Raw genomic sequence first — 17951 nt, forward strand, 5'->3', positions numbered from 1 at the left:
CTGGAAGCATTTGAGCCTCAGCCGCGCAGGGCTGAGGCTCTCACGGTATGTAAGTGACGTGTTGTTGTCGGACTGGCCAACTGCCTACTCGGCCCCGTGGCACTCCCCATAAACCCGCCCCGAGCCGCACCAACAACCCGCCCCCCGCTGCGGCGGCCAAGCCACCGCCCTCCCCCGCGCCGCCAGTGTCGTCGCGTACTGCGGTAGCAGGGTGGGGTCCGACGGGGAGGAGCCCTCGGAGGCGGCGAATGCCTCGTAGGAGGGGACCGTGCCTGTGACGATGCCGAGGTTCTGGGTGCCGGAGGCGGCGAGTTCGCGGAGGGAGGACTCTATGGTCGTGAGGTGGGTCTCGTAGGAGGGGTATTCCGTGGAGAGGGAGGGGTGGTCGGCCAGGAGTTCGTTGAGTTCGGGTGCCGGCCAGTGCAGGACCGCCACCGGGAAGGGGCGGGAGAGGGCCTCGCGGTAGGTGCCGAGTTCCGCGCGGAGGCGGGTGATCTCGGCTTCCAGTTCCGCTGGGTTGTTGGAGCCCAGGGACCAGACGCGCTTGGGGTCGTGGAGTTCGTCCAGGGAGATCGACGCGGAGTTCACGGTGTCGGCGAGGGTGTCCCAGTCGTCGTGGGGCACGCCCAGCATGCGGCGGACTCGGTGGCGGCCGAAGAGGAGGGGGTGGGTGGCGTACGGGGGTTCCGGGGCGTCCGCCAGGAGGAGGCGGGCGGCCTCCGTGAAGGTCTCGTGCGCCGCTTCCAGCTCGTCATGGGATTCGAGGGACTCCGCGATGATCACCCAGGGGGCCGGGTCGCGGGGCGCCGTCGCGCGGATGCCGTCGATGATCGCCCGGGCTTCCGCCTCGTGGCCGTACTCCCAGAGGTTCGACGCCTTGAGGGCTCGTACCAGGTGGGGGTTCTCCAGGTCGGCCTGGGAGGAGAGCAGGCGGTCGTAGAGGGCCGTCGCGGCGGGGCGGTCGCCGGCGAGTTCCCGGTGGGCCGCGGCCTGCAGGAGCAGGGCTTCGGCGTCCTCGGGATACCGGTCGGCGGTTCGCTCCAGGCGTGCCGCTTCGGCGGTGTGGTCGACGTTCTCGGCGGGCGTGTCGGGGCGCATGCACGACACCGTACTGCCCGTCGGTGACAAAGGTGAGAGGGCTGCCGGTCGGAGCGGGAGGAGGTAGTTTTCCGGCTGTCCGTGGTCGGTCATGAGGGAACGGGGGTGTGGGGACGTGCGGTTTGTCTTCGAGGGGCGGGTGATCGAGTGGCGGGGGCCGGCGCCGTACTACTTCGTTCCGGTGCCGGAGGAAGAGTGCGCGGACATTCGGGACGTGGCCGCGATGGCCACGTACGGGTGGGGCGTGATTCCGGTCGAGGTGCGGATCGGCGGGGCCGTCTTCGACACGTCGCTCTTTCCGAAGGACGGTGGCTATCTGCTGCCGCTCAAGAGTGCCGTGCGTATGCCCCAGGGGCTCTCGGTAGGGGATGACGTGAATGTCGAGATGACCGTCCGGCTGCCGTTGTCGCCGTGACGGCCGCGCCCCGGGGCGGGGACACTACATCGTCACGCCGTCGATCTGCAGCGTCTGGACGGACCTCGCCGCGAACGGCACCGCCACCGACTTTCCGCTCAGGCGCGTGTCCGAGTACGAGCGGTAGCGGTCGCCCCCGGTCGTCACCGTGTTCCAGCGGGGGACCAGGCCGCCCGAGCCGCCGCTGACCGTGGCGAAGCGGGAGAGGTCGAAGGTGAGGGTCTGGGCCGAGGCGCTCGTGTTCACGGCCACGATCACCAGGCGGCGGGCCGTCGCGTCGTAGGCCGCCGCCGCGTAGCTCACGCCCGTGTCAAGGATGCGCATGCCGGGGCGGATGTGGCGGCTGAACTGGGCCATGACGTAGTACTTGGTCTGGATGGTCGTCGGCTGGAGGGTGTTCGGGTCGTAGGCGATCATCGCCCAGCCGGTCGTGGGGTCCATGACCTGCCAGTAGCACCAGGCCGTGGGGTGCAGCCAGCGGAAGTCGTAGCAGAGGTTGGAAGCCATGGTCAGGCCCGTGCCGTCGCTGTCGCCCGTCTCCGAGTTCCACAGCTTCTTGCCGGCGGTGGTCACCACATCCGTGTAGAGCAGGTCGCGGCGGCCGCCCGAGCCCTGGTAGCCGTGCACGTTGACCTGGTTGACCAGGGCCTTCGTGGAGGAGTTGAAGGACGCCCAGGTCGAGCGTGCCGTGTCGTAGTTCGTCTCGTCGGACGCGGAGACGCGTATGCCCGTCAGGCCGCGTCTGTCCAACTCGCTGCGCATGTACGGGAGTACGGCGGCCTGGACCGCCGGGTCCAGGTGGCAGCCCTCCTGCGTGCCGGTGGCGGTCCACCAGGTGGAGGCCGGCTCGTTGAAGGGGTCGACCGTCGCGAAGTTCACGCCCCAGTTGTTCCTGGCGTGGAGGGCCGTGGCCGCCAGGTGGGAGGCGTGCTGGCGGTAGTTCCAGGACTGGAGGTTGTTGCCGCCGTTCGCGGCGCCCGACGGGTTGTGGTTGTAACACATCCACCACATCGGGGAGTTGGCGAACAGTTCCGTGGTCGCGCCTCGTTGTGTCGCCTTCACGAGCATCGCGCGCTGCCTGGCGTCCGCCGACCAGTTCCAGGCCGAGGACGCGGGGTCCTCGTTGTTCCAGTTCTGCCAGAAGCCCTCGATCTGCTTGAAGGCGGGGATGTTCGGCGAGACCACCATCGACTCGCCGTTCACGCTGTTCCAGCTGCACGCGCCCAGGTTGTAGCGGGCGATGTTCAGGCCCAGACCGGGGAGGGTGGTGCCGTTGTACGTCACCGACCTGGTGGTGAAGAAGAGGTCGGCGAAGTCGTCGCGGTCGCCGAAGACGTTGGCCCACCAGGCCAGGGACGTGCCCCAGCCCTCCCAGATGCCGTACGTCGTCGAGGGGTTGACGGCGATCGTCGCGTCGGCGTGGGCGGTGCCCGTCGCCAGGGCGCTCCCCATGAGGGCTCCGCCCGTGGCCGTCAGCAGTGTTCTGCGCCGGATCATGGATTCTCCGCTCGATGCTTGTTCGAGGGGTGGGGTGAGTCGGGTGAGGCGAGTTGCCGTGCGTCAGGTGCGGTGCCTCGCGGTGGGTTGCTGAAGCATCGGGGGTGGCGTGTGGTGTTGTCGAGAGTTCTGGCAGCCCTTTCTCAAACCTGTGGAGGAAGGCGGAGGGGCGGGTTCGACCGTACGAACGCGGGGTCGTGAATGTGCGGGTCTGGAGACCTTGTGCTCCGGCCCTTATCGTGCGGGCGAACGGCGTGGGCGGGTGTGCGGAGGAGGTCGTGTGCGGGTGCGGGTGCGGGTGCGGGTGCGGGTGCGGATGCGGATGCGGCATGTGGTGTGGACCGGGGGTGAACTCCTCGTCACCGCTGGGGTGTTGCTGCTTCTGCTGGTCGTCCATCAGATGTGGTGGACCAACCTGGAGGCCAAGGACGGGGCCGAGCGGAAGGTCCAGGCGCTGGAGCGGGAGTGGGGCAGTGGCTCCGGCGCGCCCATCGACTCCGGCGGCGATGCCGATGCCGGTGGCGACAGCGACAGCGACGCTGATACGGGGCCTGGCAGGGGGCAGGCGGGCAGCGGTACCCGCGGCTCCGCCGGCGCGTCGAACCGACCCCTACCCTCGCAGGCGTACGCCGTCCTCAGCATCCCCCGCCTCCACCTCCGCGCCCCCGTCGCCGAGGGCATCAGCAAGCGGAACGTGCTGAACAAGGGGTACGTCGGCCACTACGCGGGCACCCAGCAGCCCGGCCAGGCCGGGAACTTCGCCGTCGCCGGGCATCGCAACACCCACGGCGAACCCTTCCGGTACCTCAACCGGCTCCGCCCCGGGGACACCATCGAGGTCGAGACGAAGGCGGCGGTCTTCACCTACGCCGTCGACGGGATCCTGCCGGAGACCTCACCCGGCGACTCCGGCGTCCTGCGCCCCGTCCCGCGCAGCCTGACCAGGCCCACCTACGGCTACACCGCGCCCGGCCACTACCTCACCCTGACCACCTGCACCCCGGAGTACACCTCCAAGTACCGTCTGGTGGTGTGGGGAAAGCTGATGTCCATGCGGCCTCGGGGACAGTGAGGCCCGGGGGCATCGAGGCGTGCCCCTCCGACCGCCTGGACGCGCTGGTCGCCGCTGCCCGGCCTCTCCTCGCCGAGGACCTCGACCTCGGCATGATGAACAGCGTGCCCGAGGGGTATGGCGGGCCGTGGCCTCTGCCGGAGGAACTCCCCGCTGTCTACGCGGACTTCCTGGCGAGGGCCGATGGTGGGATCTTCGGCGCGGTGGTGCTCTTCGGCGCCAAGTACGCACCTCGCTCGCAGTTCTACGCCGATTCCGTGGAGGGCGGGCCCGTGCGGCTCGGGCGGGAGGAGTGGTTCTGTGCGGGGAAGATCGATGAGCATCCGTTCTTTCTGCACCGGGCGACCGGTGAGGTGTGGGGTTTCCCCGACATCGGAACGATCTGGTGGCAGAGCGAGCGTTTCGACCGGCTCGGCGGCGACCTCACCGGTTTTCTGCTCGACAAGGTCTTCGGTCCCGCCTACCTCGCCCTCTCCGGCGAGGGTCCCGACGAGCCATGGCCTACGGTGCTGCGTCGGCTTGGGCGGATCGACGGGCTGGTGGAGGGGCGTACTGACGGGCGTATGGACGCGCATCCGGACGCGCATCCGGACGGGCATCCGGACGGGCATCTGGACGGGCGGAATTGATCGGGGTGAGCGGGAACCGCCGTGGCGGCCCGGCCGTTTTCACGGATGACGGACAGTCGTTCGGAGTCTGGTCCCGAGAGCGGAGTAGGCAGAGGGGAGGGGTGACCGTGGCGAGTGGCCGTGGGCGTGGTCGCTCGGCAGCGCGCCGGCCCGGCAGCGGTGTCGTCCTTCTCTTTGTCGCCCTGGACCTCTTCCTCTTCGAGCTCGTCCTGCTCGGTCCGGGCAGCCTCGGAACCGCCGTCGCCTTCGCCGCGACCGCCGCCGTCGGCGCGGCCCTCATCGCCGCCGCCCTCGTCGCCGGGCGCAGTGCGCCCGCCCTGCCGTCGACGCGGGTGCGTACGGCGATACGTGACCGGGACCGCCGTACGGCGTTCCTGGCGCAGCGCGACCCCGACGCGTCCGGTCGAATACGGCCCCGAGCGCCCGGACAGGCCCTCCCGACGGCCGTCGCGTAGGGCACACCGGGCAGCACCGCCAGCAGCGGACCTCACCGGAGGGTTGATGCCCGCGCGGTCGTCGTCATGCCGTCAGTAACACCGCCCCGGCACGACGAGACCCCTGGAGGGTTCCTCACCCATGTCCTCACCCCTGTCCGTTTTCGTCCGACTCGTAGAGCAGTTGGCCGAGCTGCTCGAACCCCTCTTCCACGCCTCGGCGGCCGCCGCCGCGATCGTCCTGTTCACCGCATGCGTACGGCTGCTGCTGCACCCCCTGTCGCGGGCCGCCGCGCGGGGCCAGCGGGCGCGGGCGGCGCTGCAGCCGCGGATCGCCGAGTTGCGCCGGAAGCATGGGAAGGACCCCGAGCGGCTGCAGCGGGCCGTGGTCGAGCTGCACGCGCGGGAGAAGGTGTCGCCGTTGGCCGGCTGTCTGCCGAGCCTGCTGCAGCTGCCCGCCTTCTTCGTCCTGTACTACGTCTTCTCGCACACCACGATCGGAGGTGAGACCAATGAGCTGCTGGGGCACCGGCTGTTCGCCGCGCCCCTCGGTGACCGGTGGACGGACGCGCTGGCGGACGGGGGCGTGTTCGGGGGCGCGGGGACGGTGTACCTGGGGCTGTTCGTCGTGGTGGCCGCCCTGGCGACCTTCACCTACCTTCGGACCAGGCGGACGATGGCCGAGGCGCAGTCCGGCGGGCTGGCTGGTGGGCTGGCCGGCGGGTCGGCCGACGCGCAGGTCCCCGGGCTCGGGGCCGTCACCAGGGTGCTGCCGCTGATGTCCTTCCTCACGCTCGTCACGGTCGCCGTCGTGCCCCTGGCCGCCGCGCTGTACGTGGTCACCAGTACGGCGTGGAGTGCCGTGGAGAGGGCGGTGCTGTACCGCTGAGTCCCTGAGTCCCTGAGTCCCTGAGTCCCTGAGTCCCTATGGTCCAGTCTGTGAACCGGGTATTGCGGACTGGACGTCGAGCTTGGAGGATCGACCAGTCCTCCGATGGCTGTGTGGCCCCGGCCGCACTCCGGCCGCAGACCGTCGGTCGGGCGCCCGCGATCGAGGGAGATGGTGAGATTCCATGAAGCTGCTGCGAGTCGGTACGGCGGGCGCGGAGCGGCCCGCGCTGCTGGACGCCGACGGAACCCTGCGCGACCTGTCGGGTGTCGTCGCGGACATCGACGGCGCGCTGCTCGCCGATGACGCGGCGCTCGGCCGGGTCCGTGCCGCGGCCGAGGCCGGTGAGCTGCCCGTGCTGGATGCGACGGGGCTGCGGGTCGGGGCGCCGCTGGGGCGGATCGGCAAGATCGTGTGCATCGGGCTCAACTACCACGACCACGCGCGGGAGACGGGTGCCGAGCCGCCCGCCGAGCCCGTCATCTTCTTCAAGGCGGCGGACACGGTCGTCGGGCCGTACGACACCGTGCTCGTGCCGCGTGGGTCGACCAAGACCGACTGGGAGGTGGAGCTGGCCGTGGTCATCGGACGTACGGCCCGCTACCTGGAGTCGGCGGAGGAGGGCCTCGCTCATGTCGCCGGGTACGCGGTCGCGCACGACGTGTCGGAGCGGGAGTTCCAGATCGAGCGGGGCGGGACCTGGGACAAGGGCAAGAACTGCGAGACGTTCAATCCGCTCGGGCCCTGGCTGGTGACCGCCGACGAGGTGCCCGACCCGCAGAAGCTCGCCCTGAGGCTCTGGGTCAACGGGCAGCTGAAGCAGGACGGGACGACGGCCGAGCAGATCTTCCCGGTGGGGGAAGTGGTGCGGTATGTCAGCCAGTTCATGACGCTGTACCCCGGTGATGTCATCAACACCGGGACGCCGGCCGGCGTGGCGCTCGGGGAGCCCGAGCCGAAGCCGTTCCTGCGGGCGGGGGACGTCGTGGAGCTGGAGATCGAGGGGCTGGGGCGTCAGCGGCAGGAGTTCAAGGACGCCTGAGCGATCGCGGCGGATGTGATCGCGGCGGGTTTGACCTGCCCGTACCTGGTTACCAGGGGCAGGTCAGTGCTTGTTCCGCCGCGATCGAGAGCGTTTGGGTATGGCCGTAGCGCAGAATCCGCCCGGCAGGACGGCGGCCCCGATGGCATCGTCGGTCACGACCGGCGATGCCGCGGAGCCGCTTGTCTCGCCGGTCAGCTCGCACACCGAGTGGGATCCGCTGGAGGAGGTCGTCGTCGGCCGGCTCGACGGTGCCGCGTTCCCCTCCGGTCATCCGGTCGTCACCTGCAATGTTCCGCCGTGGGCGGCGCGGCTGCTGGGGGTGGCCGCCGGCCGCCGGTATCCGCGGGTGCTGGTCGAGCGGGCGCAGCGGGAGCTGGACGGGTTCGTCGCGCTGCTGCGGTCCCTCGGGGTCACCGTCAGGCGCCCGGACCCGGTCGACCACCGGCGGCGCTTCGGCACACCCGACTGGTCGTCGCGCGGCTTCTGCAACACCTGCCCGCGCGACAGCATGCTCGTGATCGGTGACGAGATCATCGAGACGCCGATGGCGTGGCCGTGCCGGTACTTCGAGACGCACTCCTACCGCGCGCTGCTCAAGGAGTACTTCCGGCGCGGCGCGCGCTGGACGGCGGCGCCGAGACCGCAGCTCACCGACGCGCTGTTCGACGGGGACTTCCGCATCCCGGAGGCCGGGGAGCCGATGCGGTACATCCTGACCGAGTTCGAGCCGGTGTTCGACGCGGCGGACTTCGTGCGCGCGGGGCGCGACCTGTTCGTCACGCGCAGCAATGTCACCAACGGGATGGGCATCGAGTGGCTGCGCCGCCACCTCGGGCCCGGCTACCGCGTCCACGAGGTCGAGAGCCGCTGCCGTACACCCATGCACATCGACACCACGTTCGTGCCGCTCGCGCCGGGCCGGGTGCTGGTCAACCCCGAGTACATCGACGTGGACCGGCTGCCCGAGGTGCTGGACTCGTGGGACGTGCTGGTCGCCCCCGAGCCCGACCCGATCGGCGAGCGGCTGCTCCAGATCACCTCGATGTGCGGCAAGTGGCTCAGCATGAACGTGCTGATGATCGACGAGCGGCGGGTGATCGCGGAGCGGCACCACACGGGCATGCTGCGCGCGCTGGAGCGGTGGGGGTTCGAGCCGATCCCGTGCGACCTGATGCACTACGCGCCGTTCGGCGGCTCGTTCCACTGCGCGACGCTCGACATCCGGCGCCGGGGCACGCTGCAGTCGTATGTGGACCGGTGACGGCCGCTGGCGACTGATGAGCCGACGACGGCCGCTGGCGACCGATGAGCCGATGGCGGTTGATGACGACCGCGGGCCCGGTGACGGCCGATGGCCCGGTGACGGCGGGGCCCGGTGACGGCCGGGCCCGGTGACCGCCGATGAGACCGCTGACCGGCACCGGCCGGGCGTGGCCTACTCGTAGCCCTTGCCCAGGAACTCCTCAAGCGCCTCCACCACGAACCGGTGGTCCTGCAACTGCGGCAGGCCGGAGACCGTCACCGCGCCGATGACACCGACGCCCTCGACGTGGATCGGGAAGGAGCCGCCGTGCGCCGCGTAGGTGTCGGGGTCGAGGCGGGAGGACTCCTCGAAGGTGGTGCCCTTGGCGCGGAATCGGGAGCCGACCAGGTAGGAGGAGGCGCCGTAGCGCTCCACCACCCGGCGCTTGCGGGCGATCCAGGCGTCGTTGTCGGGTGTGGAGCCGGGCAGGGCCGCGTGGAAGAGCTGCTGGCCGGCCCGGTGGATGTCGATGGTGACGGGGGCCTGGCGCTCACGGGCCAGCTCGACCAGCAGCGAGCCCAGCGCCCAGGCGTCGTCGTAGGTGAACTGCCGGAAGACCAGGCGGCGTTCCTGGGCCTCCAGTTCCTCGATTGTCGGGGTGATCTCGGGGTTGAACCTCGGGGTGATCCCTGTTCCGGTCATCACGACATCACCGCCATGCTGATCTCGAAAGCGAACACCGAGGTGAACCCCGGGGGAGTCCATGCAACCGCAGTCCGTGCCATCGCAGCCCATCCAGCCTCGGACGCCGCAGTCCGTCCAGTCTCAGAGCCGGTCGTCACAACGTCACCGCCACTCCGTCTCGTGCCGAACGGCGGGCCGCCTCCAGGACATCGAGGGCGGACGCCGCCTCCAGGGCGGTCACCGGGTTGGGGCCGCCGTGGATCAGTGCCTCGGCCACCGCAGCGTAGTAGGCCGGGTAGGCGCCGGGGAGGGTCCGTTCGGGTCGTCCGCCCCCGGTCAGCGGGGACTCTCCGGAGCCCACCCGGCCCCAGAGCGCCTCCGGCTCCTCACCCCAGCCAGGGCCGGGCCGCAGGCCCTCGCGCAGGGCCGCCTCCTGCGGGTCGAGGCCGTACTTCACATAGCCGGCCCGCGAGCCCAGCACCCGGAAGCGCGGGCCGAGCTGGGCGGCGGTGGCGGAGACGTAGAGGTGGGAGCGGACGCCGTTCGCGTGGGTGACCGCGAGGAAGGTGTCGTCGTCGGTCTCGGCGCCGGGCCGGCGGACGTCCGCCTCCGCGTACACCGACACCGCCGGGCCGAACAGCACCAGCGCCTGGTCGACGACATGGCTGCCGAGGTCGTACAGCAGACCTCCGATCTCCGCGGGGTCGCCGGACTCCCGCCAGCCGCCCTTCGGCTGCGGACGCCACCGCTCGAAGCGGGACTCGAACCGCCATACGTCGCCCAGTTCGCCGTCGGCGAGCAGCCGGCGCAGGGTGAGGAAGTCGTTGTCCCAGCGGCGGTTCTGGAAGACGGAGAGGAGCAGTCCGCGTTCGTCGGCGAGGGCGGCCAGGGTGCGCGCCTGTGCCGCGGTGCCCGCGACCGGCTTGTCGACGACGACCGGCAGGCCGGCGTCCAGCGCGGCGGTGGCGAGCGGTACGTGGGTCTTGTTCGGGGAAGCGATGACGATCAGGTCCAGCTCGCCCGCCCGGTCGAACAGTTCCTCGGCGGTGGTGGCCGTCCGTACGTCCGGGAACGCGGCGCGGGCCTGCTCCTGCCGCCCGGGGTGGGAGGTGACCACCGTGTCCAGGGCGAGGCCCTCGGTGGCGGCGATCAGCGGGGCGTGGAAGACGGAACCGGCGAGGCCGTAGCCGAGGAGGCCCACGCGGAGGGGGGTGCCGCTCGTACCTGTAGTCATGAAGGCACTTTCGCAACGGTGTTGCCAAAGTGCAAGTGAGGAGGACAATGGGTCATGTGAATGTCCTCGCCCTGCGAAGCCACAACACCGCGCTCGTGCTCGACCTGCTGCGCACCGCCGGCGGCGAGGGCATCAGCCGGCTGGAGCTCGCCGAGCGCACCGGGCTCACCCCGCAGGCCGTCAGCAAGATCACCGCCCGGCTGCGGGAGGAGGGGCTCGCCACCGAGGCGGGCCGCCGGGCCTCCACCGGAGGCAAGCCGCGCACGGTCCTGCGGCTGGTGCCCGACGCCGGGCACGCGGTCGGCGTCCACCTGGACCGCGACGAGCTGCGGACCGTGCTCGTGGACCTCGACGGCAAGGTGCTCCGGGAACAGTGTGTGCCGCTCGATCTGGGGGCGGGGGCCGAGGCGGTCGTCGGGGCGGTGGTGCGGGAGGCCGGGGAGTCGGCGTCCGCCGCGCCCGGGACGCTGCTCGGTGTCGGCGTCGCCCTGCCGGGACCCCTCGACCACGTCCACGGGGTGCTGCGCCGGGTCACCGGGTTCCCCGAGTGGGACAGCTTCCCGCTGCGGGACGAGCTGGAGCGGCGGCTGGAGGCGCCGGTCGTGGTGGACAAGGACACCAACGCGGTGGCTCTCGGCCTCGCCGTGGGCGGTGAGCGGGGTTCCTTCGCCTACCTCCATCTCGGTACGGGGCTCGGTGCGGGCCTGGTGATCGGCGGCAGCCTGCACCGGGGGGCCCGGACCAGGGCGGGGGAGTTCGGGCACCAGGTCATCCAGCTGGGCGGGCCCGTGTGTTCCTGCGGTAATCGCGGGTGCGTCGAGGCGCTGTGCATGGCCGCCATCGGGCGGGGCGACGTGGCGGAGGCGGCCCGGGTGCTGGGGGCGGGCGCCGCCAACCTCGTCGGGCTGCTGGACATCGACCGGGTGCTGGTCGGCGGCCGCATGGTGGAGTCGGCGCCGGTGGAGTTCGTACGGGGCGTCGCGGCGGTGCTGGACGCGCGGGCCCTGCGGGAGGGGGCGGGTGCGGGGGCCGTGCCCGTCTCGGTCGCGCCCGGAGGAGCGTGGGCGGTCGCCGAGGGCGCGGCCCAGCTGCTGGTGGCGCCGGTGTTTGGGCGGGAGGAGGGGTAGGCGGGGGAGGCGGGGGAGGCGGAGCGGGGAAGGGAAGGGCAGGGGGCGAGGCCATCGGTCGTATGAAAGGCAGCGGTCGGCCGGGCGTGTGAAAGTCGTATGAGCTGAATGGGTGGGCTCCGGGCCGCGCCCGGAGTGGCGCCACTGCCACGCCTGCCCGCTCCCGCAGGCTCACATGACCATGCGACCGAGTAAGCCCGCCGCCCTCACCCTCGCCTTAACCGCCACTCTCGCCGCTTTCGCCGCCGTGCCCGCGCACGCGGAGCCGTCCGTGCCCAGGCCCGTGCCCGCCTGCGTGGCCTCCGACTCCCGCGAGTTCCCGCTGACCACGCGCCTGCACGGAGGCCCCGGCGCCTATGAGCCCGGCGGCGAGTACGGCACCTGGTACCTGGACCTGACCAACACCACGGCCCGCACCTGCACCGGCATCCATCCGGTCGTCGTTCTCGTCGACAGCGCACGCGCGCTGAAACCGGGGCAGGCGCGCATGGAGTTCTACGCCGAGGGCCGCCCGCATCCCGTCGACTTCGAGGTCACCGACCAGGACGAACTCGTCGGCGCCTTCGACGGCTTCCCCGGTTTCACCGTCGGTCCTCGAGAGACCGTCTCCGTCAGGGTGCGCCTCATGCTCACCTCCGACGCCACCGCCCCGAACGACATCACCGCCAACGCGGCCGTCGTCCAGCGGCACGGCGACGACGGCGACTGGATCGGCCAGTCCAACGACTACCGCTTCACCATCGGGAGCGGTCCCCTGCCCACCCAGGATCCCGACGCCGACGCCGACCCCGACGCCGCCACTGCCACCGCCGCTGCCCCCACCGCCCCCACCGCCTCCCCGGACGCCGGGCGTTCCCCGTCCGACGCGGCGGAGGACGCGGCGGAGGACACGGCAGAGCACGCGGCGGAGGACGCGGCGGATGAACTCGCCAGCACCGGCCTCGGCGTACCCGCGACCGTCCTCGGTGCCGCCTGCCTCCTCACCGGCTCCCTCGCCGCGGTGGGCGCCGCGCTGCTCCCGGCCCGAAGACGCCGCTGAGCACAACCGCGCGCCGGGCCCTGGACGCCGCTGAACCACGCCCACCACCCGCCCGATGCCGGCCCAAACCCCCGCCCGACACCTGCCCGACCGGAGACTGAGACCGTGCCATCCGGCCATTCCCTCAAGATCCGGCCTGTGATTAGGCTGAGCGCACGCAGCACCGCGCCCAGGCGTACGGCAGGAGATCCCGCACATGGCAGACCGCAAGCCCATCGAGTCGTGGCTCACCGACATGGACGGTGTGCTCATCCACGAGGGCGTCCCGATCCCCGGCGCCGACGCGTTCATCAAGAAGCTGCGCGAATCCGGCAAGCCCTTCCTTGTGCTGACGAACAACTCCATCTACACCCCGCGCGACCTGCACGCCCGCCTGAAGCGCATGGGCCTGGAGGTGCCGATCGAGAACATCTGGACCTCCGCGCTGGCCACCGCCAAGTTCCTGGACGACCAGCGGCCCGGCGGTTCGGCGTACGTCATCGGCGAGGCCGGTCTGACCACCGCCCTGCACGACATCGGCTACATCCTCACCGACCACGAGCCGGACTACGTCGTCCTCGGCGAGACCCGCACCTACTCCTTCGAGGCCATGACCAAGGCGGTCCGGCTGATCAACGACGGCGCCCGGTTCATCTGCACCAACCCCGACGAGACGGGGCCGTCGACCGAGGGCCCGCTGCCCGCGACCGGTGCCGTCGCCGCGCTGATCACCAAGGCGACCGGCAAGAACCCGTACTTCGCGGGCAAGCCCAACCCGCTGATGATGCGCACGGGCCTGAACGCGATCGGCGCACACTCCGAGTCCAGCGCGATGATCGGCGACCGCATGGACACCGACGTCCTGGCCGGTATCGAGGCCGGCATGCAGACGTACCTGGTGCTCACCGGCCTGACCCGGCCGGAACAGGTGGAGAACTTCCCGTATCGCCCGTCGAAGGTCGTGGACTCCATCGCGGACCTCGTCGAGCGGATCTGAAACCCGCTGCTGAAGCGCACGGTTTGAAAACCAAAGCCGCGCGAAAGTCACCCATTCGGACCATCCCGGATGCAGGAACGCGCCCCGCGGGGCAGCCTCCTGACTACAGGAGGTACACGATGGGTCCACTGAAAGTCACTCTCTGTACGGGCGCCGCTCTCGCCGCCACCGCACTCCTCCCCGCCGCTCACGCCGCCCACGCGGCCGACGGGGGCGACGGCGGCGGACGGAACGGCAAGGGCAGCGTCTCGGTGACCCCGTCGAGCCCCGCCGTCGGCGCCGATGTCGCGCTGCGCGTCACCGGCTGCGCGGGGAAGACGGCGGTCGCCGTCTCGGAGGCGTTCGTCGCGGACGCCCGGCTCGTCGGCGCGGACGGCAACCTCATCGGCGAGACCAGGGTCCGCTCCTCGCTCCAGGCCGGCTCCTACGACGTGCAGATCACCTGCGCCGACTTCCGGATCAAGGGCACGATCAGGGTCGTAGCGGCGTCGGAGCGGCCTTCCGTGCCCGCTTCCCCGATCGCCCCCGTGCAGGCGGGCGGCGGCGGGGCGGCACAGCGGCTCGCCGCAGCGGACGAGGAGGACCGTGCCGCCGGGCCCGGCACCGCGCACGCGGTGACCGGCCTGGTCCTGGCGGGCGCGGCGGCCACCGCCGTGGCGCTGCGCGGCGCGCGCCGCCGGAGCCGTAGGACGGACTGACCGCGATGTCCGACGGCACACGCTCCGACAGCATGCCCGCCGACGGCACACCCGCCGACGGCACACCCCCCTGCGGTGGACGCTCCTCCGGGACCGGACGCCTGCTCACCGGCCTGGCCTGGGCGGCCCTGCTGCTCGGGCTGTGGCTGTGGGGGCGTGAGGTGACCGACGTACGGCACGGGACATCGCCCCCCACCACCGGCGACGTGGCCGCCGTGGGCCGCCCGGCCGGAGTCGAACTCCCGCCCGCCGCCAAGCCGCTCGGCACCGCGCTGCCGCAGCGCATCGACATCCCCGAAATCGGCGTCCAGGCCCCGGTCGTGTCCCGCGGCCTGGACCCGCAGGGCGCGATCGATCCGCCGCCCTACGAGCAGGCGGGCGTCGTCGGCTGGTACGCGGCCGGCGCCACGCCCGGCGCCAAGGGCACCGCGCTGATGGTCGGCCATGTCGACACCGAGACCCGCCCGGCCGTCTTCTTCAAGCTCAGCACGCTGGAGCCGGGCAAGACGGTCCGCGTGGTGCGGGCCGACGGCAAGGTCGCCGAGTTCACCGTCGACGACGTCGAGGTGGTCCGCCGCGACCTGTTCGACGCCCGGCACGCCTACGGCACCCGGCAGTCCGGCCGCGCCGAACTCCGCCTGATCACCTGCGGCGGCACCTTCGACCGGGCGAGCCGCAGCTACACGGCGAACGTCATCGTGTCGGCGTACCTGACGGGAACCGGCCCGTGACCGCGAACCGGCCCCTGACCGCCCCGGACACTCACCAACACACTCACCCCCATGCCGCCCCGATGACACCGTGCGACCTCGTGGCCGACCCGCGTCCTATGCCACGATTGGGGCGGGCGAAATGCGGACGAACAACCGTGCGCCAAGGGGGAGTTGGATGTACGTCAGGAGAGCCGCCGTAGCCGCTCTGAGCTCGGCGCTGCTGATCACGGGGTGTTCGGGCGGGCAAGGCGAATCGCGTGACAGGCCGAGCCCGGCGCCCCCGGCCACCCCCCGCATCACCCAGCAGCCCAAGGAGGCCGCTCCGTTCTGGGTCAACCCGGACGGTACGGCGTCCCGTCAGGTCGCCGCGTACGAGAAGGCCGGCGACCAGGCGTCCGCCGACCTGATCCGCAGGATCGCCGAGCAGCCGACCGGCGAGTGGCTGAGCCCGGACGACCCGGAGGGGCAGGCCAGCCGCCTCACCGAGGCCGCCGACCGGGCCGGCCGTACCGCCCTGCTCGTCCTCTACAACATCCCGCACCGTGACTGCGGCCAGTACTCCCGGGGCGGCGCACCCGACGGCGCCGCCTACCGCGCCTGGATCGACGGCGTGGCCCGGGGTGTCGGCGACCGCCCGGCCCTGATCGTCCTGGAGCCCGACGCCGTGCTGCACATGGCCGACGGCTGCACCCCGGCCGAGTACCACGAGGAGCGCTACACCCTGCTCTCCGGCGCGGTCACCACCCTCAAGTCCCTGAAGAACGCGAAGGTGTACGTCGACGCGGGCAACGCCGGCTGGGGCAGCCCCGACGAGATCCACGAGCCGCTGCGGCGGGCGGGGGTGGAGCGGGCCGACGGCTTCTCGGTCAACGTCTCCAACTTCTACAGCACACGGGACTCGCTGACGTACGGCAAGCAGCTGTCCGCCAAGCTCGGCGGCAGCCACTTCGTCATCGACACCAGCCGCAACGGCAACGGCCCCTACGAGCGGGGCGACCCCGGCGAGCGCTGGTGCAACCCCCCGGGCAGGGCCCTGGGGGAGACACCGACGACCCGGACGGCCGATCCCCTGGTGGACGCCTACCTGTGGGTCAAGCGCCCGGGGGAGTCGGACGGGGAGTGCAAGGGGGGCCCGAAGGCGGGTGAATGGTGGGCGAGTTATGCCCTCGGGCTGGCCGGACGGTGAGGCCGCGGCCGCAGAGCGCTACGGCACCCGAACCCACCGGGCCACACTCGGCACCCCCCTCTCATCCGTGACGAACAGCATGTACCACCCACCCGGCACCAGATTCCGGTTCCCCGGCACGGTCACCGTCACCCGGTCCCCGGCCGTGGTGAACCCCAGGGCGACCGACCGCTGTTCGACGTCCGTCACATGGGTGGACGCGCTGGGCCGAATCAGCCGCACCTTCCGGATCGACCGGGCGTCCTGGGAGAGGAACGTCCCCGAGGCCCCGCGAGCAATACGCTCCGGCCCCGCGCCCAACTCGGGCCGCTCCCCCTGGAACACATACGGCGGCGAGTAGATCTCGACCCTCTGCTCGAACTCCCCCGGTTTCGTGTTCGCCCTGTCCCCGAACAACGAGTCGGACCCGAAGAACAGCACCCGCCCGTCCGGCAACAGCAGCGACCCGGCGTGGTAGTTCCGCCCGACCAGGGGATCCGCGACCCGTTCGAACGCATTCGTGTCCGGGTGGTAGAGCCTGGCCTGGAGAACATCGGAGTCCCCCCGCCCCCGATAGTCCTCCGAACCCCCCGACACCAGCACACTGTCGTCCGGCAGCACCGACACCTGCGGATACCGCGTCCCCTTCTCCAGCGACGGCCCGTCCACGAACCGCGGCTCCTCGGCCTTCATGTCGACGATCCGCGTCTTACGGCTCGACTTCCGGGACTCCCCGACCCCACCGCCCCCGATCACCATGTACCGCTCGTCCTGTGCGGGCGGCAGCAGCACACTTCCGGAGGTCTCCATCAGCTGCGGGTCACTCAGCCCGGGCACCTTGGTGAACACGTTCGTCCGCACGTCCCACACGCCCGGGTCGCGCCCCACGTCATCGGGGCCGTAGCCCGCGTTCGACCCGGTGTAGAAGATCTTCCCGTTCTGCATGAGGAAGAGCGCCGGGTAGGTCGGGAACTGCCGGACCGTCTTCGTATACGTCCACTTCCCGGTCGCCGGATCGAACACCTCGTTCTTCCCCGGCACCAGCTGCCCGATGTCGTCGAGCCCGGAGACACCGAGCACCCGCCCGTCGCTCAGCGTGGTGAGCGTCGGATACCAGCGGGCCTCGTGCATCGGGTCGACCTTGAGGTACCGCTCGGCGACCGGATCGAACTCGAAGGCGTCCCGGATCCCCTGGAAGTCCTTCTTGTCGAGGGCCAGCTTCTGCGCGATGCCGTAGGTGTTGCGTTCGTCGGCCCCGGTCAGCCCCTTGATCCGGTAGTTGTCCTGGGTGCCGGTCTCATACCGCGCCCCGGACCGCAGCGCCTCGACGTAGATCCGCCCGAGCCCGGGATCGTTGCGCAGGAACTTCCCGGTCTTCTTGTCGAACACCTTGGTCGCGCGCGGCACCAGCACCGGGTCCTTGGACACGAACGTCTTGCGGTTCTCCCGCCCGGTGAACAGGGTGCCCGCCGGCAGGGTGACCGGCTTGTCCGGGTTCTCGTTGTGGACGATCATCAGGCCGCCGGCCTTGGTGACGTCCCCCTCCAGCTTCTCGTACCGCTTCGTACCGCCCGCGATCAGGACCTTCCCGTCGGCCAGCTGGGCGTGCCCGGTGCAGAACAGGTCGTTGGGTGTGGGCACCTTCTTGACCGTGCCCTTGACCGGGTCGTACAGCCGGGTGTCGTACCGCTTGGCGTCGAAGTTGTCCTGGTTGTTGCCGGACCCGGCGACCAGCAGCACCTTGCCGGTGTGCAGCAGGACCGCGTGGATGGTGTTCTGCCGGTACTCCTCGGGGAACTCGACGGTCTTCCACTGCCCGTTGGCGGCCAGGTAGTCGGGTCTGCTGATGGCATACGCGTGGTAGCGCGCCGTGCCGACGCGGTAGAGCCAGGGCCCGTTCGCCGCGGCGAGCGCCACGACGACCGCCGTACTGACCGCGAGCCTGCGGGCGCGCCGCAGCCCCGCCCCTGCCCGTTCCCTCATGCGCTACGTC

Annotated in this window: 18 protein-coding genes; 13 read left to right on the forward strand and 5 right to left on the reverse strand. The window is 71.2% G+C overall.

Features of this window, described 5'->3' with window-relative positions; all coding sequences use genetic code 11:
- Positions 1-84: 84 nt before the first annotated feature.
- Positions 85-1098, reverse strand: a complete 1014-nt coding sequence (locus tag ACH5AC_RS09250; protein ID WP_398861102.1) for an SEC-C domain-containing protein — start codon at positions 1096-1098, stop codon at positions 85-87.
- Between the two features lie 115 nt (positions 1099-1213).
- Between ACH5AC_RS09250 and ACH5AC_RS09255 the strand changes: the two genes are divergently transcribed.
- Positions 1214-1513, forward strand: coding sequence for a DUF1905 domain-containing protein (locus ACH5AC_RS09255; protein ID WP_398861103.1), 300 nt, complete (start codon positions 1214-1216; stop codon positions 1511-1513).
- A 24-nt stretch (positions 1514-1537) separates the two neighbouring features.
- Here the strand turns inward: ACH5AC_RS09255 and ACH5AC_RS09260 are convergent, their stop codons facing one another.
- Positions 1538-3010, reverse strand: coding sequence for a glycoside hydrolase (locus ACH5AC_RS09260; RefSeq protein ID WP_398861105.1), 1473 nt, complete (start codon positions 3008-3010; stop codon positions 1538-1540).
- Positions 3011-3326: 316 nt separating this feature from the next.
- Here ACH5AC_RS09260 and ACH5AC_RS09265 point away from each other — a divergent pair, with 316 nt between their 5' ends.
- The 6 genes from ACH5AC_RS09265 to ACH5AC_RS09290 all read left to right on the forward strand — a co-directional run bounded on the left by ACH5AC_RS09265 (position 3327) and on the right by ACH5AC_RS09290 (position 8340).
- Positions 3327-4082 (forward strand): class E sortase, encoded by a 756-nt coding sequence (locus ACH5AC_RS09265; protein ID WP_398861617.1) that lies wholly within the window; start codon positions 3327-3329, stop codon positions 4080-4082.
- Positions 4079-4711 carry a hypothetical protein gene (locus ACH5AC_RS09270; RefSeq protein ID WP_398861106.1) on the forward strand — a complete coding sequence of 211 codons (633 nt, stop codon included), beginning with the start codon at positions 4079-4081 and terminating at the stop codon, positions 4709-4711. The genes ACH5AC_RS09265 and ACH5AC_RS09270 overlap by 4 nt, the downstream gene beginning before the upstream one ends.
- Positions 4712-4893: 182 nt before the next feature.
- Entirely contained in the window at positions 4894-5166 is a 273-nt protein-coding gene (locus tag ACH5AC_RS09275; RefSeq protein ID WP_398861618.1) for a DUF6412 domain-containing protein, read from the forward strand.
- A gap of 133 nt (positions 5167-5299) precedes the next feature.
- Positions 5300-6034 carry a YidC/Oxa1 family membrane protein insertase gene (locus tag ACH5AC_RS09280; protein WP_398861619.1) on the forward strand — a complete coding sequence of 245 codons (735 nt, stop codon included), beginning with the start codon at positions 5300-5302 and terminating at the stop codon, positions 6032-6034.
- 184 nt (positions 6035-6218) lie between these two features.
- A complete protein-coding gene (locus ACH5AC_RS09285) occupies positions 6219-7076 on the forward strand; it encodes a fumarylacetoacetate hydrolase family protein (RefSeq protein ID WP_398861107.1) in 858 nt (285 codons plus the stop codon).
- A 142-nt stretch (positions 7077-7218) separates the two neighbouring features.
- Complete coding sequence (locus tag ACH5AC_RS09290) at positions 7219-8340, forward strand: amidinotransferase (RefSeq protein WP_398861108.1); 1122 nt, start codon at positions 7219-7221, stop codon at positions 8338-8340.
- Between the two features lie 174 nt (positions 8341-8514).
- Here ACH5AC_RS09290 and ACH5AC_RS09295 read toward each other — a convergent pair whose 3' ends face one another.
- On the reverse strand, positions 8515-9024 hold the full coding sequence (locus ACH5AC_RS09295) for a heme-degrading domain-containing protein (protein ID WP_398861109.1): 510 nt from the start codon (positions 9022-9024) through the stop codon (positions 8515-8517).
- A gap of 136 nt (positions 9025-9160) precedes the next feature.
- Positions 9161-10240 (reverse strand): Gfo/Idh/MocA family oxidoreductase, encoded by a 1080-nt coding sequence (locus tag ACH5AC_RS09300; protein ID WP_398861110.1) that lies wholly within the window; start codon positions 10238-10240, stop codon positions 9161-9163.
- A gap of 47 nt (positions 10241-10287) precedes the next feature.
- On the opposite strand from ACH5AC_RS09300, the gene ACH5AC_RS09305 reads away from it, so the two are divergent.
- The 6 genes from ACH5AC_RS09305 (at position 10288) to ACH5AC_RS09330 (ending at position 15979) form a co-directional block, all read left to right on the forward strand.
- Complete coding sequence (locus ACH5AC_RS09305) at positions 10288-11367, forward strand: ROK family protein (RefSeq protein ID WP_398861112.1); 1080 nt, start codon at positions 10288-10290, stop codon at positions 11365-11367.
- 175 nt (positions 11368-11542) lie between these two features.
- Positions 11543-12406 carry a hypothetical protein gene (locus ACH5AC_RS09310; protein WP_398861113.1) on the forward strand — a complete coding sequence of 288 codons (864 nt, stop codon included), beginning with the start codon at positions 11543-11545 and terminating at the stop codon, positions 12404-12406.
- Positions 12407-12602: 196 nt separating this feature from the next.
- Positions 12603-13382, forward strand: a complete 780-nt coding sequence (locus ACH5AC_RS09315) for an HAD-IIA family hydrolase (RefSeq protein WP_398861114.1) — start codon at positions 12603-12605, stop codon at positions 13380-13382.
- 119 nt (positions 13383-13501) lie between these two features.
- Positions 13502-14080, forward strand: coding sequence for a hypothetical protein (locus tag ACH5AC_RS09320; RefSeq protein ID WP_398861115.1), 579 nt, complete (start codon positions 13502-13504; stop codon positions 14078-14080).
- A 32-nt stretch (positions 14081-14112) separates the two neighbouring features.
- A complete protein-coding gene (locus ACH5AC_RS09325; protein WP_398861620.1) occupies positions 14113-14811 on the forward strand; it encodes a class F sortase in 699 nt (232 codons plus the stop codon).
- A 157-nt stretch (positions 14812-14968) separates the two neighbouring features.
- Positions 14969-15979: a glycoside hydrolase family 6 protein gene (locus ACH5AC_RS09330; protein WP_398861116.1), complete on the forward strand. Its 1011-nt coding sequence runs from the start codon at positions 14969-14971 to the stop codon at positions 15977-15979.
- An 18-nt stretch (positions 15980-15997) separates the two neighbouring features.
- Here ACH5AC_RS09330 and ACH5AC_RS09335 read toward each other — a convergent pair whose 3' ends face one another.
- Positions 15998-17941 carry a galactose oxidase-like domain-containing protein gene (locus ACH5AC_RS09335; RefSeq protein ID WP_398861117.1) on the reverse strand — a complete coding sequence of 648 codons (1944 nt, stop codon included), beginning with the start codon at positions 17939-17941 and terminating at the stop codon, positions 15998-16000.
- Positions 17942-17951 lie beyond the last annotated feature (10 nt).

This window comes from Streptomyces sp. NPDC018693 (assembly GCF_044391385.1).
Classification (GTDB): Bacteria; Actinomycetota; Actinomycetes; order Streptomycetales; family Streptomycetaceae; genus Streptomyces.